The 16,615-nt window shown below is 66.1% G+C and carries 15 protein-coding genes; 8 read left to right on the plus strand and 7 right to left on the minus strand.

The window, feature by feature from the left end; genetic code table 11:
• Positions 1–241: 241 nt before the first annotated feature.
• Positions 242–1,030 (minus strand): hypothetical protein, encoded by a 789-nt coding sequence (locus ACIBL4_RS29470; protein ID WP_399414821.1) that lies wholly within the window; start codon positions 1,028–1,030, stop codon positions 242–244.
• Positions 1,027–2,343: a type VII secretion protein EccE gene (gene eccE, locus ACIBL4_RS29475; RefSeq protein ID WP_399414822.1), complete on the minus strand. Its 1,317-nt coding sequence runs from the start codon at positions 2,341–2,343 to the stop codon at positions 1,027–1,029. The genes ACIBL4_RS29470 and eccE overlap by 4 nt, the downstream gene beginning before the upstream one ends.
• A 200-nt stretch (positions 2,344–2,543) precedes the next feature.
• On the opposite strand from eccE, the gene eccB reads away from it, so the two are divergent.
• The 8 genes from eccB (at position 2,544) to ACIBL4_RS29515 (ending at position 10,996) form a co-directional block, all read left to right on the plus strand.
• Positions 2,544–4,070 (plus strand): type VII secretion protein EccB, encoded by a 1,527-nt coding sequence (gene eccB / locus ACIBL4_RS29480; protein ID WP_399414823.1) that lies wholly within the window; start codon positions 2,544–2,546, stop codon positions 4,068–4,070.
• A gap of 10 nt (positions 4,071–4,080) precedes the next feature.
• The gene (gene mycP / locus ACIBL4_RS29485; protein WP_399414824.1) at positions 4,081–5,352 is read left to right on the plus strand and encodes a type VII secretion-associated serine protease mycosin; all 1,272 of its coding nucleotides are present in this window, start codon (positions 4,081–4,083) and stop codon (positions 5,350–5,352) included.
• On the plus strand, positions 5,340–5,951 hold the full coding sequence (locus ACIBL4_RS29490; protein ID WP_399414825.1) for a hypothetical protein: 612 nt from the start codon (positions 5,340–5,342) through the stop codon (positions 5,949–5,951). The genes mycP and ACIBL4_RS29490 overlap by 13 nt, the downstream gene beginning before the upstream one ends.
• Positions 5,952–6,114: 163 nt before the next feature.
• Positions 6,115–6,561 carry a hypothetical protein gene (locus tag ACIBL4_RS29495; protein WP_399414826.1) on the plus strand — a complete coding sequence of 149 codons (447 nt, stop codon included), beginning with the start codon at positions 6,115–6,117 and terminating at the stop codon, positions 6,559–6,561.
• On the plus strand, positions 6,561–8,240 hold the full coding sequence (locus ACIBL4_RS29500) for a hypothetical protein (protein ID WP_399414827.1): 1,680 nt from the start codon (positions 6,561–6,563) through the stop codon (positions 8,238–8,240). The genes ACIBL4_RS29495 and ACIBL4_RS29500 overlap by 1 nt, the downstream gene beginning before the upstream one ends.
• 407 nt (positions 8,241–8,647) lie before the next feature.
• Positions 8,648–8,986, plus strand: a complete 339-nt coding sequence (locus tag ACIBL4_RS29505) for a WXG100 family type VII secretion target (RefSeq protein ID WP_399414828.1) — start codon at positions 8,648–8,650, stop codon at positions 8,984–8,986.
• Positions 8,987–9,074: 88 nt separating this feature from the next.
• Positions 9,075–9,377 (plus strand): WXG100 family type VII secretion target, encoded by a 303-nt coding sequence (locus ACIBL4_RS29510; RefSeq protein ID WP_399414829.1) that lies wholly within the window; start codon positions 9,075–9,077, stop codon positions 9,375–9,377.
• Positions 9,378–9,883: 506 nt separating this feature from the next.
• Complete coding sequence (locus ACIBL4_RS29515; RefSeq protein WP_399414830.1) at positions 9,884–10,996, plus strand: S8 family serine peptidase; 1,113 nt, start codon at positions 9,884–9,886, stop codon at positions 10,994–10,996.
• Between the two features lie 865 nt (positions 10,997–11,861).
• Here the strand turns inward: ACIBL4_RS29515 and ACIBL4_RS29520 are convergent.
• The 5 genes from ACIBL4_RS29520 to ACIBL4_RS29540 form a co-directional block, all read right to left on the minus strand.
• The gene (locus ACIBL4_RS29520) at positions 11,862–12,185 is read right to left on the minus strand and encodes a hypothetical protein (RefSeq protein WP_399414831.1); all 324 of its coding nucleotides are present in this window, start codon (positions 12,183–12,185) and stop codon (positions 11,862–11,864) included.
• A gap of 398 nt (positions 12,186–12,583) precedes the next feature.
• Entirely contained in the window at positions 12,584–13,201 is a 618-nt protein-coding gene (locus ACIBL4_RS29525) for a hypothetical protein (protein ID WP_399414832.1), read from the minus strand.
• Positions 13,202–13,225: 24 nt separating this feature from the next.
• Complete coding sequence (locus tag ACIBL4_RS29530; protein WP_399414833.1) at positions 13,226–15,526, minus strand: DUF6571 family protein; 2,301 nt, start codon at positions 15,524–15,526, stop codon at positions 13,226–13,228.
• Positions 15,526–16,041, minus strand: coding sequence for a hypothetical protein (locus ACIBL4_RS29535; protein ID WP_399414834.1), 516 nt, complete (start codon positions 16,039–16,041; stop codon positions 15,526–15,528). The genes ACIBL4_RS29530 and ACIBL4_RS29535 overlap by 1 nt, the downstream gene beginning before the upstream one ends.
• Positions 16,042–16,368: 327 nt before the next feature.
• Entirely contained in the window at positions 16,369–16,599 is a 231-nt protein-coding gene (locus ACIBL4_RS29540) for a hypothetical protein (protein ID WP_399414835.1), read from the minus strand.
• Positions 16,600–16,615: the final 16 nt, after the last annotated feature.

Below are 16,615 nucleotides of genomic sequence, written 5' to 3' on the forward strand. Positions count from 1 at the left end.
GGAGGTCGTCCGAGGTCGTCCGATCCACAGGCGCCCCCGCTTCCCCCTGGGACGCCGACGCCCACTCCACGGGTTCTGACGTCGCGCCCCGTACCAGCCTAATCACCACACGCCTCACCCCGGCAGGCCCGTCTGCCCCTCCACAGCAACGGCGGCCCTTGAAAGCCCCGCAAATGCGACGTAATTCCAGGCGCAACAGTTGACAAACCGGGTGCTACGAGCGCTTCCGCTACGAGATCCGTCAGTCCATCCGACGTGGCGTACCCAACAGCCCGGTCTCCGCGTCCGTGGGCTGTGTCATCACGTACTGCCGATCGCGATCGGTACACCACAGGGTAAGACCGTCGGAGAGTCCCGGCAGGGAGTCCATCTCGGCTCGGGTGAGTGCCATAGTGCGGCTCAGTTCCGTGGCCTCGTCCGGCGATACCCTCTGAATCCCGACCAGCCGCGACTGCCGCACGAGCCGCGGAGCGACAGGGCTGACGTACGGCAACAGGGTCAGCACCGACTGCCAGGGACCGGAGACCACGCGACCGCGAGGCGGCCGCATCCCGCAGTCCCGCACCACCAGCACCGGCGTACCGGCTGAGGCACCCAGCGGCGGCACCCGCCCGACGTCGTACACGGCCATCCCGTTCTGGCCGCCCCCCATGGCGTGCACCATCTGCATCCAGACCTGTGCCCGCCCCGTCTCCACGGCGACCCGCGCCCCCGTCGCTGCCGCCCTGAGCGCGATGACCTGTGCGGTCCACAGCCCACCGATGAGGACGACGTCGTACGGCAGCGGCCGATTGAGCCCGAGTACCGCGGGCCGGTTCTCCGCGTCCACACCGATGACGACGCCGTCGTCGGCGACGGGGAGGGCGAGCGTGTCCAGTTGGTCGACGGTCACGGAGTGCCGCGGGTGTCTCGGGCCGATCAACCCGAAGCCGCGGCGCAGTAGTTCACGCGCCCGCTCGGGGGCAGATGTCTGCCGCGCGCCCCGGCCGGTGGCCGCCGCCTGTCCCACGCGCGGGGTCGTCGCCGTCACCGGGCACCTCCGAGGGGCAGAGTGGCGAGCATGCCGGGTACCTGTTCCCGGTCGAGTCGGGCGAGCCCCATGCCCGTGTGCCGGGCCGCGGCCTGCACTGCGCGCCGGGCGGCGACGAGTTCGTCGTCGCTGCGCCCGGTCACCCGCAGGTGCCCGCACACGGACACCTCCTTCCGCTCCCCGCGACTGAGCGTGAGGCTGAAGGTGGTGGCGAGGGTGGGGACGGCAGTGATCAGAGCGACGAGCTGCGGCAAGGACGGCGCCCTCTCGCCACCCAGTGCGGGCCACCGACGGATCCAGTACGTGGTGTGTCGGCGGTTGTCACAGCGCCAGTTCCGGCCTGACTCCTCAGTCCGCCGCTCCTGTGTGTCCCTCCGCCCCGCCTCCGCCGTCACCAGCGGGTTGGCGCAGGCCGAGGTGGCGATGGCGGAGATCAGCTGCTCTTCGTCGAGGAGGGTCGCCCGGAATCCGGCTCCGGTCAGCCGGCTCGCGAGATGATCTGCGGCACGCACGACGCACTTCTGCGCTCCGACCAGGCCGCCCCCGCGCGCGGCCACGGCTTCCGGACACAGTTCCGGGTCGAGCTTCAACGCGATCCACGTGATGCGTACGGCCGGTGCGCCCGTCTGCTCCTGCAGAGGCGCGTAGTTGGCGACGGCCACGGACTGCTGGGGCAGATGGATCGCGGGCGCCGGCTGGGTGTGGAGCACGACCTGCGCCGACTCCAGCCGGACACCGTCCACCTCGAGGGCGTCGTATACCAGAGAGAGCGGCAACGGCTGTCTGTTCCGCTCCGCCCGCAGCGCGGTGGCGTCGGCCTCGACATGCAGGACCGCGGTCACGAACGTACCGTCCCCGACGATTCCGACAGGCCGGCGGTCACGGCCGGCGTACGTGTACGTCCGCAGACTCGGGTCGCACTCCCAGGCCGGCGCCAGCCCGGGCTCCGTGCCCTCCGGTATCGGCGTGCTCGCCGCCCGCCGCTGCCGCGCACGCAACGCCTGCGCCGTGGCCAGCCATTCGGTCAGGGAACGGCTGCGGCGACGGAGGAAGGAGACCAGCACCAGACAGACGGCGAGGGCGGCCGCGGGCACCAAGGCCACGGGATCGATCACCCACCCGACGAGCAGGACGGCAGCCGCGATCTCGAACAGGACAAGGCGTTGCAACCGGAATGCCCCGGCCTGCCCCGAACGCACCTTGGAGTGGAGGGCGCCCGGCGAGGCCGACCGCTGCGCCGGTCTCTGTGGGGGCGCCGCAACGCCCCGTGTCCGCGATCGGTCACGGGACCGGGCGCGCGTTCCGGATGCCATCACTCCATCCCCCCGTTTTGCTAGCAACTCGCCGGTATTTCAGCACCGCACAAGGCCCTTGATGGCCCAGGTACCCTACCCGCTCCGCAAGTCCCCGCGGATACCAGGCATAGTAGGGGGCCGCTCTGACACCGGGGGCGGGGGACCATGTCACACCTGGCGAGCGCGGCACATGTGAACACGGGGAGAGACAGGCACAGATGGCATCTCGGCGCGACCAGCTCAATGCCTACACCTTCGCGAAACGCCGCATGCTCGCGGCCTTCCTGCAGTCGTCGCCCGACGGTTCGGAGGAGGGGGCGCCTCGTCCGCTGCGCGCGATCATCCCCGGCGTCATCGTGGGTGTGGTCGTCATGGCCGTGTTCGGGGCCTGGGGCATGTTCAAGCCCACCGCGCCCAAGGGCTGGAACGAGCCCAACGCCAAGGTGATCGTCGCCAGCGACTCGACCACGCGCTACGTCGTCCTGAAGACCGGCAAACAGGTCCAGCTGCACCCGGTCCTCAACATGGCGTCCGCCAAGCTGCTCCTCAACGAGGGCCAGGGCGAGGTGGTGACCGTCGCCGAGTCCGTCCTCGACAACGGCAAGATCCCGCACGGCGTCACCATCGGCATCCCGTACGCGCCCGACCGCCTTCCCCCGGCGTCCGAGGCGGGCAGCGAGAAGCGCTGGGCGGTCTGCGAACGCCCCAGTGCGGGCGGCGAGTCCATCCAGAAGGCGGCCCTGGTCCTGGCCTCCCGCGACATGAAAGCGACCGAGGGCAAGGGAGAGAAGCTGACGGGCGGTCAACTCCTCTACGTCGCGGCTCCGGACGGGAACCACTACGTGGTGGACGCGAGCGGACGCTCGTACTCCATCGACAAGAGCGACGAGCTACTACTGCGCGCCGTCGTCGGCTCCGGACGCAAGCCGCAGAAGGTGTCCGAGCAGTGGCTGGAGACCCTGCACACCGGCGACCCGATCTCCTTCCCGGAGATCCCCGACCAGGTCGGCATCGCGGCCGACGCCCCTGGTCAACTGGACGAGAAGACCAACAAGGTCGGCATGGTGCTCAAGGCGTCCGACCTCAACAGCGACCAGTACTACGTGGTGCTGCCCGGCCGGGTCGCCCCCATCTCGGCCTTCGTCGCCCAACTTCTGCTGTTCAGCGAGGACCTGGCCTCCCTCGGCCAGGCCGGTGAAGCCAAGGGCATGAGCCCCGGTGCGATCGTCCCCGGCAAGCCGTTCGGCACCGAGCACCGCTGGCCGACCGAGGACCCCCAGCCCGTCAACGAAGCCTCCGGCGCTGCGGGAAGCCGCAGCACCGTCTGCAACGTCCTGCACGGCGTCAACACCGGCTCCGGCGCCACGACCCTGAGCACCTGGGCGGGCACGGACTTCCCGGCCAAGCTCCCCACCGGCTCCTCCAGCGCCTACGTCACGCCCGGCTCCGGCCAGCTCTACCGCCAGTTCCAGGGCAGGGAGACCAAGGCCGGCCCCGTCTTCCTCGTCACCGACACGGGCCTGCGCTACGTCCTGCAGTCCAACGCCGACAGCGGCGCGGACGACGCCGGCATCGGTACCACGGCCAAGGAGCGCGAGCAGGCACAGCAGGAGGCGCGGCAGGCCCAGACCCGGCTCGGCTACAAGGACGTGGACCCCGCGCCGATCCCCGCCGCCTGGTCGGAGTTCCTGCCCACCGGCCCACGCCTGTCGACGACGGCGGCACGCCAGCCGCAGGGTTCCTGAGAGGGCCGGCATGCCACACGTGCCCTCCTTCTTCCGTACGGCGACCACGGTGGTGGCCGCGACCCTGCTCACGACCGCCCCCGTCGTCCTCGCGCCCCCCGCGGCGGCGGCCGACCTCCCGTACTCGGACCAGTGCTCGTTTCCCAACGGCAAGTACCCGGGCCGGCCCTGGTCCCTGCAGCGTGTCCTCCTGGACGAGCTGTGGAGCCAGTCCAAGGGCAAGGGCATGCGGGTGGCGGTGATCGACACCGGCGTCGACGTGACGAATCCTCAACTCACCGACGCGGTCGACGTGAAGAGCGGCCGCAACTTCCTGCCCAGGAACCTCAAGGACGACGACGGCAACGCGATCGAGCGGGGCAAGGAGAACGGCACAACCGACACGGTCGGCCACGGCACCAAGGTCGCCGGCATCATCGCGGCCCGGCCCGCCAAGGGCACCGGCTTCGTGGGCCTGGCCCCCGAGGCGACGATCATCCCGATCCAGCAGAACGACGCGGAGGGCCACGGCGACGTCGACACCCTGACCGCCGCGATCCGCTACGCCATCCAGGCCGGGGCCGACGTCATCAACATCTCCCAGGACACCACGAAACCGATGAAGTCGACGTCCGCTCTGGCCCTGGCCATCGACCAGGCACTGGCCCGCAAGATCGTGGTCGTGGCCTCGGCCGGCAACGATGGCCTCGGCGGCAACGTCAAGGAGACCTACCCGGCTTCCTACGAGGGCGTCCTCGCGGTCGCAGCGTCGGACCGCAACAACGAGCGAGCCTCCTTCTCCCAGTCCGGCGAGTTCGTCGGCGTCGCGGCCCCCGGCGTCGACATGATCTCCACCGTTCCCAAGGGCGGCCATTGCTCCGACAACGGTACGAGCTTCTCGGCGCCGTACGTCGCCGGCCTCGCGGCGCTGATCAAGGCGAAGCACCCCGACTGGACGGCCCGGCAGATCGTCTCCCAGATCGAACAGACCGCGGAGCGCACCGTCGCGGGCCACGACCGCCTGGTCGGCTGGGGAGTCGTCGACCCGGTACGCGCCCTGACGGAGGACGAACACCCCATAGAGTCTCCGAAGCCCCAGGCAGGCCTGGGCAAACAGCAAGCCCCCACCCCGGCCGAGTTCCAGATCGGCGAAACCGCCGAGGAACGCAACGCCCGCCTCGCCACGTACGTGGTCGTGGGCGCGGTGGTCCTCGTCGCGGCGCTAGGGGGCACGGCGGTGGCGCTCCGCGACACGCGGCGCAGGCAGAAGCGACGGGTGGAGGCCGGCTCATGGACGCGCTGACCCAACTGAATGTCCTGGGCCTCATCCTGTCCGCCGTGCTGCTGGCCATGGCCTGCGTCAAGGCGGACCGCGTCCGGGCGTGGCGCGCCGGCATCAACCCGTCGGCCGAGGAACTGCCCGACGCCGCCTTCATCGCCGCTCGCGTCGTGTTCGTCGCCCTGGCCGGCGTCGGCATCTACCTGTGTGTGCAGGGCTTCGGAGTCTCCGACGACACGACCTGGGACGACACCGAGTTCACGACTGCGGTGCAGGGGGCCACGGACGCCTTGGACGGCAGTTCCGGTTTCGGCGACATCTATGCCGAGGACAACGACACCGGCTGGATCGACGAATACGCGACAAAAATCGAGCAGGAGGTCGTCGAGCACGGCGGCGGCGACGCCCCGCAGTACGGCGTGAACGCGACGCCCGCCGACTCGAACACGCCCTCCGAGGCGCGTTACACGGTCACCGGCGGCGACTCGGCCTTCTGCATGCAGGTCACCCGCACCCGGTCGAAGGACGGGGACTATGAGCCGCCGGGAATCGCGGGAGGCCAGGGGACGGTGACGGTCCCTTCGTATGACTTTGCGGTGAAGACGCACGAGGGGGGTTGCTGACTTCGTGGCTCGGCTGGGACTGGTCCCTCTGTTAACTCACATACCACGAAGTTCAGTTGGTCGCGTCTCACACGATGACTAGAGTGGTGATCGAGTGTGCCGATCGGTTCAACACCTGTGCACCGCTCAACGACTTCATCAACGGGGAACGGGGAGGGAAGGCATGCTGCCTGCGGAGGGTTTCAAGGTCGGCTTGGAGGCGCTGGGAACCTTCAAGAAGCGCGTCGATGCCGTGCTCTCCACGTTCGAGGGCTCACCCGGCAGCCCTCAGCAGATCGCGGCGCACGCCCTCTCCGAGGCCTCCTTCAGCGGTTCGGGCGGCTTCGCCGAGGCCAAGGGCCTCCACAGCCAGTACGAGCGTGTCCACGAACGTCTCACCGCACTCTCCAAGAACCTGGGCCTTCAGATCGAGGCGATGCAGATCGCCGTCATGGGCGCGGGCGGAAACTTCAGCAACATCGACGAGGAGGAGCGGCGGCGGTTCTGGGAGATCAGGACTGAGATCAGCCGTCAGCACGAGGAAGCGGAGCGGGAGAGGGCAGCGGCGGAGACGGAGAAGCAGGGCGAGTCCGCACCGAAGAGCAACAACGAGCGGACGGTCACCTACTAGTGAGCGACAAGCAGAAGCCCCAGGATTCGCACCAGTCGGAGAGGGAGCAGGCCGCGGCGCAGGTCAGCGCCATCGACATGGTGAGCGGAGCGACGGGGGTCGCCCAGCTCCTCCCCTTCGGCTGGAACGTCCCCCGTGTCTTCGGCAAGACGAACTTCGAGGGCCACGCCCTGAACGACATGATCGACATGGTCGAGTCCGCAAAACCGGAGGACTTGGAACTCGCGGGCACTGCCCTGCTGAACGCCCAGACCGCCATCGAAGACGCCGCCGAGGAACTCGAAGGCCACATCACCCGGGTCGACTGGGAAGGCGAGTCGGGCGAGGCCTTCCGCAAGTGGGGCGCCAATCTCGTCATCCACGCCCGCAAACTCGCCGCCTTCGCCGACGCCGCCGGCACCCAGATCACGGCAGCGGCCACGGGCCTCGCCTCCGTCCGGAGCGCCATGCCACCCCGCGACACCCGAGAGGACCCCAAAGCGGTCGCGGACATTCCGACGCCCAAGCAAATCGAAGGCAACGCGGAGTACGCGGCTGCGGTCAAGGCCGAGAAGGACCGCCAAGAGGCGATCAACCAGATGAACCGGCTTGCGTCCTTCTATGCGGTGTCGGAAGAGATCATGGCGGCGCAGGAGCCGCCGACGTTCGAGCCTATGCCGGATGTGGGGGTGCCTAAACCGGTTCCGAGCTACGGGGTCCCCCGCGGCGATGGGGAAGTGCAGAGCTCCGGGGAACTTGCGGGCGTTCGTGAGTCCGTGGGTGCCGGACACGACGCTCCGAACAGGGGAACAGAACACTCGCGTTCGGGAGACACCACGCCGCCGCTGAGAAAAGTGGACGACTCGGCCATTCCGCAGGATGGGAACGTTGGCACGAGGATCGACAGCGTGGGCACCCTGCCGCCCCAGGAAACCACAAGACCGTTGACCAATGCGCCGCATACGGTGACGGGTCCGAGTGGCAACGGCGGGACGGCCCCTCCCTTTCCCTCCGGCACGGTTCCTCCTGCCCCAAGCGGGCCGGCAGGCCGCACATCACGCTTCGGCGGAGCGAACGGCAACAAGGCCCCGATCTCGGCTCAGGGTCGTACAGGCACTTCGAGCGGCACCGTCGGCGGTCGCGGCGGCTCAGGCCCGATGGGGCACGCCACCACCACGGGGCAGTCAGGTGCTCGAGGTGGCAGCGCGTCCCCCATGGGCCGAGGCATTTCCGGCGGAATGCCACGCACCGTCGGAGGACCGGCGAGCGACCGCGCGGGCGGTGCGAGTGCCACAGGTGCGGCGCGCGGTAATGGAATTGTCGGAGGAAGACCTGCCACAGGTCCTCAAGGGGCGACCGGTTCCAAGGTCCCGCGCGGTACGGTCGTCGGCGCCGGCGGCACCACCGGCTCCCGTGCGCCCGTCGGCCAAATCGGGCAGCGCGGAGTGATCGGAGCGCCGAACTCCACCCCTGGCGCGCGTCCGGGCCAGACTGCGCGTCCAGCCGCGGGCAATGCCGACGGCGTCGTCGGTACACCCAAGGGGCGAGCCCCAGCAGGGAGAAGCGGTGGACCGGCCGGAGGCGGTGCAGGCGCGCCGCATGGCCGCACGGGAAACCGACGAAGCACGAACCGCAGGGATCGTGAGAGTGATTCTCAACCGGAGACCCCGCGACGCAACACGCCACCAGTGACTGACTGATCAGAGCGAGGATCTACAGAGGCATGACGGGGGTCAGCCCATGTGGCGGATTGACGGCGTTCTTCGCGGGACGTGCCGGAAGACGGGTGTCCACCGCGTGCGCGGCACTCGGGCGTCACCGTCTCACCCTCCGCTCCCGCATCGACCTCGTCACAGGTCCCAAGAACACTTCTGGCGGCCAGACTTCGGCGGCAGGATCAAGCCCGGAGCCGTCCGACAACACCACGATGTGGGTCGCCCTCGGAGCCGCAGGGGCTGTCCTGGTAATCGGGGGCGGAGCCTTCGCGGTGATCCGCTCGCGCCGAAAAACATGACGACTCACACACGTCAACCGGTCACACACGACCTCTCCGACGCGGTGACGCGCTCGGAAACGAACCATAGCTCTTACGAAGGGGAGTGCCGAAATGGTCGACCGCAAGCTTAATGAAAGCGACGTACAGAGGCTTCAGACTGAGGTCGTCGATCGATACGACAACATCAGGGGGTCGCTCGCGAAGCTGCAGGGCACGATCGACATGATCGAGAAGGCCTGGAGGGGACAGGGCGCCCAGGCCTTCAACACGAAGCAGACGGAAATCAACCAGCACATGGTCGCGATCGGCAAGATGCTCGACGACTTCCTCGAGGGCATCAACCTGAACAAGATCGACAAGCGCAACCTCGAAGATCAGATCGAGGCCGACCTTAAGCAGATCTCGGTGGACGATCTCGGTGGAAAGACTTCGGCGCTCAACAGCTACTGAAGCTACTGACGAGCCATCGGCGGCACTGAGCCGCACCGTGGTCCGGGCTGCGCAGTCCGGCTGAAATCTTCACAGAAACGAGGGAAAAATGTCCGGAGCCCACTACGACGAACTGGCCGTTACGTACGGCACCATGGATGCGCTCGCCACCGAGCTCGGCAACCAGGCCAAGAAGCTCGAGGAGGACCTCGAGGCCCTGAAGCAGGCCGTGCTCAACGTGTCCTCGGGCTGGGGCGGCGAAGCGTACGAGGAGTTCCAGGAGAAGTCCAAGCAGTGGGACACGCACGCGCGGGGCATCCACACGGCGCTGGTCCAGATCTCCCAGCGCGTCCACACCGCCGGCGGTGACTACCGAGGCGGCGACCTGAAGGGCGCCAGCTACTTCCAGTAGGAGCGCACGGTCTGCAGAACCAGGGTGGGCACGCACGGGAGGTGCCCACTCTGTGCGGTACCGCGCCCTCAGAAAGCCCGCACCACACGTCCGCGGTGTGTCCCGAACGAAGCGTTGGCTACTCCGGCTTATGCCAGGGAACCCCTCCAACGTGCCGGGAGAACCGCTGCCAAGTCCGCCTACTGTCTTCTCGTCATGACGCCTCATACCGGAGTCACTCATGACCACAACCCGGTTGTCCCTAGCAGCTTCGATCCTCTCGGCCTGAAGGACGACCACCGATGGAGCGGAACGCATTCGCTCGAGCAGCGCATCGCCGAGACGGAGTGCTCGCTTCCCTCCGGGAAATTCCGTACCAGTGTCTCCTTCAGAGTGAACGAAAAGGGATCATGCACCGAACTCTTCGAGCCTGCGCTGTGTCCGTCGCCTGCCTGTTGGGTATCGCCGGCCCGTCCCCCCTCGCCGTGGCAGCGGACACGGCTCCCAGGCAGTGGTACCTCGGAGTCATGAAGGCCGAAAATATGTGGAAGGTCAGCACGGGCAAGGGCATCAAGGTCGCCGTCATCAGCACTGGCGTGAACCCTGCTACGCCCTCTCTGCGGGGACAGGTCCTCACGGGGGTGGACGCCTCGGTGCGATCCGGGAACGTCAAAGGCAGCGTGACGGACACTACCGACACCACCGGTGCAGGGACCACAGCCGCCGAGCTCATCGCCGGAACGGGCCGCGGCGGCGGGCTGCAGGGACTCGCCCCCGGCGCCAAGATCATCCCGATCCGTGTGCCGCCCGTCGCACACGACGATGCTCCTCACATCAACTACCCGCTGGCCACCGCCGTGAAGGCCGCCGCCGACAGCGGCGCGCAGATCATCTACTTCTCCATCAACAACCAGTACCCCCTCAGCAACGTGTTCGGGGACAGTGATGCATTTGAGTACGCGGTCAAGAAGGGAGCGCTGCTGATCGCCGGCACCGGCGACGTAGCGAAGCTGGGAAACAAGCCGCAATACCCCGCCGCGTTCCTTGAAGTGGTGGGCGTGGCGGCCGTCGATCGGTTCGGGAAGGTCGCCCCCACGTCTCAGCATGGTGAGGATGTCGACATGGCTGCTCCAGGGGTCGACATACCCCGGTGGTGCGACGCGACTTTCCAGCGGTACTGCAAGGACGGAGGCGGCACCGCCGCAGCGGCTGCGCTGGTGTCGGCCTCGGCTGCCTTGGTGTGGTCCAAGCACCCCACGTGGACTGCTGCGCAGGTTTGGCGCGTTCTTGAGGAAACTGCTGGCCGTGACTGGCCGTCGGACTCCGTCAGCACATACCTCGGTTACGGTCTGGTCCGCCCTCGGCAGAGCCTCCTAGACGGCAAGGGTCAACCTGGGAGTGCCGATCCGGATAGCGATCCTTTCTTCGTGCGCCCGGTCACCGGAACCTCGAGCGCCTCGTCGAGGCCCACAAAAGGTGCCGAACCGGTGCACGAGACAGCGAACTCCGCTTCGTCCGCTGCAGCGGACGCCTCCGACGGCGACAACGGCGCGCCCTTGGCGGGGATTGCCGCTGTGGCTGCCGTAGCTGTGCTGGTTGGGGGCACGGCGTGGGTGCTGGTACGGCGTCGGCAACGCTGACCACAGGGCGATCCCGCATCGGTCCGGCTCGCCGACTGCCGTGCGAAGGCCGTTTGACCACAGGGACGATGGCATCAGGTACTGGCCAGCCGACGAGTGGTGTTGGAGCTGTCGAGGCCAGGCCGGACCAGCAAGCGGCGGACTGGCTCAACGCCACGTATCGATGCCCGCTCGAACTGTCCATACCTGGCCGGTACACACGACTGTCAGCTGGAGGCTGTCCTGAGCGCGGGCTGACTTCACGTCGTCAGGAGAGCCGCCCTCCAGAGACGGCCAGAATGGGGCGGGCGCCGACGTCAGGGCCGCGTCCAGACTCCGCCTTTCCGCTCGTAACCCTTGGGCACCATCTGTTGTCCTGCGTCTGAAGATCGAGATCGCTGCTGGGAGAAGGCGTTATCGCCATGCCGTCAGCCTCACCGATCCACGCGGTCGAGTCCCCGAGCGCTCCTACTCAGGCCGTTGCCCTAACGTCATTCCGACGAAGAATCCGGGGTGAGGGAAGGCGGAGGCAGGTAGGGCGGACGGGACGGGATCCGGTGCCCGGGTGGCGGCGGTGGAGGCGGTTGTCTTCGTAGGCCTGGCGGCTCCTTAGCAAGCTCCACTGCTACACAAGCCGGACCACGAGCCTCGTCCAAGCTGTCCTCAGCTCCATTTGGCCAGTGCGGTGAGGAAGGAAAAGGCTCAGCGATCGCAGACTCCTCCGCGCGCTCCGTTTTTCATTCGACGATCAGAGCTTGAACACGCCCCGCCAGGTCCATCCGAGGCCGAGGACTACGTTCCACAAGGGGTCCGTCATCTCCCTCGTGTGGAAGCGGAACGCCTCGACCCTGCGCCGACGGCCGTCGGGACCCCGCTTCGTCTCCCACTAGCGGTACACCGTGGGCGCGTGCCCACGTCCGTACTTCGCATTGGCGCTGTCAGACGAACGGTTCTCCCACCGCTCATCGAGGAAACGTACCTCGCGCTTCTCCGGGATCAGGCGCATCCGGGTCTTGAGGGTCACGCCCACCTGCCGGACCTTGCACACCGCCACTAGGTCGGCCTTCTCGTCAGGGAGAGCATTGCGCACGCGGTACGGCATGTCCGGCCGGTTGAGCGCGAGCAGTGCGGCCCGGACCTTGTCGATAGAACGCGGTTCGACACCGCTGTCTGGGCGCTCGGTGCCGGTCAGTCTGTCGAAGAGACCCATCTCTATGCCGCTCTCCCGGTGTTCGGGCCAACAGTGGGGTCATCGCCCCCGTCAGCTCGATTGGCGTGCTATCGCCAGACTGGCAAACTGTCCACCTTCCATAGGCGGCCGAGATACTCCCGCGAGCGCCGCTCCATTGTGCGTCCGTCGCCAATCCGACGGAGGCTGGGTCCTTCGCCGGGACACGAAGGCCCCTCGTCCGGTAGGCATCGGCAGTGACCGAACCACGCCGAGCATGGTCGTCGCCCTGGCCGGGGTTGCCGGCCAGCCCGCCCCCGGTGCGAATCTTAGCGAGGACCAGCCCCCGGGGGCGGGTGGGCTAGCTACTCACATGCGTACGTGATGCTTTCGTGTCATGATTGCGTGTCATTACGGCGAAGTCGTTGTTGCGTCTGGAGCTACTCGTCGATCTTTGGCGTCATGTCACACTTCGCTTTGGCGTGAGTATACGAAGAGGCAGTCCTTGTGAGCTTGATCAGCTCATCGCGCACCGCGTCATCGCTGGAGTTGCCCGCCTGCTTCAGCTCAGTGGAAACGCTGAGATTGTATTGTCCACCTGGAGCCTTCCCGGGTGAAGTGCATGGTACGAAGATGGCCGCGAACCTACTAGAGGCGACGGCTTTATCTCCGGCCGTGAAGGGTGTGAGTGATTTGGTGGATTCCTCGTTCGCAGCTGTTCCTTTGACCCACTGAGTCCAGCTTTTTGCCGGCTCGTATTCCATCAAGCGTGCTTTCACGACCAGTAGCTGTTTGTCGCCCCCAGAGACGAAACATGAGGACTCATAGTTGGTGTCCGTGACGTCAACGCGAAGGCTCGCATTTTCGTCGAAGGAGTACGAGGGTTCCTCCGGTAGTACCTCCGTCAAAGCGTTGACCACGCTGGATGAGGGGCCCAGTGAGGAGCATACCTCTCCCGCTTCAATCTCACCCTTCTCTCTGAAAGGCCAGATTTTGTAAGTGTAGGCAAGACCTGCGAAGAGAGCCAAAGCGACCACAGCTCCGACGATGAGAATCATCTTTGGACGAGTGAGTCTCACTTTTCAACCTTCCGAATCGAGTTGCCTGGGAATTCCCTCGCCATCGAAATAGTCATGAATCTTCGTGCGAGCGCTGTCGAATCCACTCTCTGCTGAAGTTCCCACGGAGGCCTCGATGAGTGGATATCTGTGGCCGGAATTCTTTCCTGCTTTTTGAGCTGCTGCTTCGACGGCGGCATAGGTCGAGGACTTGGTGTCCTCAACCTTTTCACCGTTGCGGTAAACGACCTCTCCCGAGCTGTCCTTCAGAGAGCCCTCGGTGATGCCGCTGATGATTTCGTCGGCAGCTGTGCCGGCCAAATCTCCGATGATGACGCCACCAGGGCCAGTGGCCGGTGTTGCGGCCATACCGATCCCAATGCCGACAATGGCGCCGCCCCAAGTGCCGACACTCTCGATCTTGGCGTTGTAGTCGGCATCCTTGACGCCGCCTTCGAGTTCGCTCTCGTAGGCGCGACCTGCGCCGATCATGCCCTCGATCTGCCCGGCGGTTCGGGCGATATCGTCAATTCCTTGCTTGAGGCGATCTTGCTGATCAAACGCAGGGTCGTTGGCGTACACCTCGGGATGCTCGAAGTGGTACTGCATCAAGTGCGTCGTGTAGCTGGTCTGCCCCAGATTCACAGCTGCGTAACTCTCAGGATTTCGGCCGAGTGTGTAGAGGAAGCGTGTGGTGTCCCTTTCGCTCAACTCTGCTGCTGTGCCTGCAATGGGGAAGAGCTGTGCCTCGCCCTTAGTTCCGGCATGAAGTCCACGATGAATATCAGGCATGTATTCAGCAGCAATTTGTCCCATGCTGTCCGACATGTAGCCGTTCTTGGTGAGACGGGTCGGATCTTCCGAGATGGATGACACGAGGCTCTGCGTGAGCTTGGCCTGCTCGGCATTATGAGGCGGTGTGTCCTTCGTCGGATCTTCTCCCGCCGGATGCCCCGTAGTAGCCGCCTCCAACGCAAGCGCCAAATTGTTCCGCCCGGCGATGCTGTCCTCGCCCTTGTCATCCGTGTCCTGCGGCCAGTCGCGCTCCTCGAACAGGTAGTCGAAGTTACTGAGAGTCCTCTTTCCCTCCTTCCCGTCACCATCAGTGTCGTGCGTGAAGTCATGGTCCTCGTCCTTCGTGACGAAGGTGCCGTTGAAGAACTCCGTTGCCGCATCCGGGCTGTTGGACAGCGCCTTGAGATACCCAGTCATCGGGTCCCAGCCCGAGTCGGTGCCGGTGCGGTTGAGGAGTGGGTCGCCACCCGTACGAGTCCACGCCCCGTGGCGCCCGTTGCCCGTGAACTTCTTCTCCGTCTCGATCAGCTTGTCGCCGTAGTCGGCGAGGAATCTGTCGTCGTAGTTGCCGAACCGCATCAGGTTGGTCATGACCTGCGCCCCGAGGGGGAAACCGCCGTTGCGGCCCACAGGCTTGTCGGCCAGGTCGGTCATTCTGTACTTCCAGTCCGACATGTCGGCGCTGTCGCTCTGCGATGCCGTAGCAAGGGTGAGGCTGAGGTTCTTCTGTAGGTCGTCGTACTTGTCGGACCGCTTCTGTCCCAGTTCCCAGGCGCTGTTCGGATCGTTGACGCCGGTCCAGAAGTTGAGAGTTCCATCCGGTCCGAGGCGCGTGGCGAAGCGTTCCGCGAACAGTTCGTCGTCCGCGTAGTCCTTCAGGCCCTTGTTGAGTCGGTCGAACTCCGCAGGGGTGAGGTCCTCGGGCTTCTTCTTGGCCAGCCTGGCCAGCTCGTCGGCTTTCTTGATCGCGTCGGCCGCCTCGTCCCGACTGTCGTAGTCGGCGTCCGAGAAGCCCAGCTTGCTCTGGTCGGCAATGGACGTGAGGACCGTGCTGGCTGACTTGTCGCTCTCGGTGGCCTTGTCGAGGATTTTCTGGAGCTCGTCTCGAAGCGCGGTGATCTCGCCCTTGTTGTCCTTGTCCTCCTGGGCGCGGCCTTCCGGCGGGACATTCGTGGTGACGGTGAAGCCGCCTTCGTAACCGATCACCGTCAGATTCTTCTGACGGCCGCGTTCAATGGCGTCGACGAGCTGCCCCTTGTATCCCTTCAGCTCGTCCCGGGTGTCCCTAAGGATCTTGTAGATGGAGTCCGCCTGGCCATGTGCGTCCTTGAACTCCTCGGTCGTCTTGCCGATGAATTCCTTGGAGACGTCGGCGTTGTAACCCGCCCACTCGGCCTTATTGGCGGTGCCTCGGAGGCCCTTCTCGGCTTCCTCCTTCAGTGTCTCCAGGTCCTTGACCATCGTCGACCAGTCGTCGACGGCATCGTCGAGCAAGCTGAAGTCGGCTTTCCGAAGGGCGTCGAGATCCATCAGTTCTTGCCCTTCTTGTCATCCGGTTCGCCGTAGATCGAGTTCTGCTTGCCGGGAGGACCGACACGCTCGTCGAAGCCCGCGTCCAGCAGGTCGATGCTGCTCATCTGCCGGCGGATGTAGTCGTCGTCATCGGCATGCAGGTTCTTGGTGACCCTCATGTGGTTCGAGATGTGTGCGCACGCGTCTCGCAGGGAGGACAGCTGCTGGTCCCAGCGGAGCGCCACGTGTTGGAGCGCGCTGCCGAGGGCGAATCCGCCCTTTGTCAGGGCTCCAGCGGCGCTCTCGCTGGTGGGGACCGCTCTGCGTCCCTTGTTCCACAGATCGTCGTACAGGTCGAAGGCGTTCTGGCCGATCTTCGCCAGATCCTTCTGGCTGACCTTCAGGTCGCCGTACTGGCTGGGATCCGGCGCGGGCCGACCGCCGTTGCCGGGGTCCAGCTGGTTCAGTTGCATCCGGGTTGAGCCGTCCTGAGCTGCCTGCGACTTCAGCTGCTCCCATTCATCCCACGCCATCGCGCGGACCCCTTCCCCGTGTCCCCGTAAAACCGTCCGATGGACGGACCATTCTGCCGAACTTGTACCAGGCCAGGTCCGTGACCCAGTTCAAAACCAGTCCACGGACCTCACCACACTTTCCCCTCAAGTCATATCTGAGCCGCGGTCGAAAACGTCCACGCAGCCATCCCTACCATCGCCCTAGCCCAGGCGAACGCCACGATCCGCTTCGACCGATACGCCGAGCCCGACGGCTCGTTCGCCTCAGGATCCCGGACCGACGCGCCTGGATCGCCAGCGCAGCGCCCGCTGGTCGGCCCCCCCCCGAGGCGCTACTCGTCCCCCTCAATCCTCAAGCCCACCCGACTCGATGTAGTCAATGCCGGTGAACCACCACACGGCCATCACGACCATCACCGCCGCGAGTGAGAGCAGCAGAATGCGCCGGGCTCTGTACCCCGCTTCTGACGGTTCGTTCGCCTCCGGGTCGCTGAAGCGGCGTGCCTGGAAGCGCCACCAGAGCGCCTTCTGGTCGACCAGGCCCATCCCGCCGAGCCAGAGGGCGAGCAGAAGCATGAAGATTCCTACCCCG

The organism is Streptomyces sp. NPDC050416 (assembly GCF_044458845.1).
Lineage (GTDB): Bacteria > Actinomycetota > Actinomycetes > Streptomycetales > Streptomycetaceae > Streptomyces.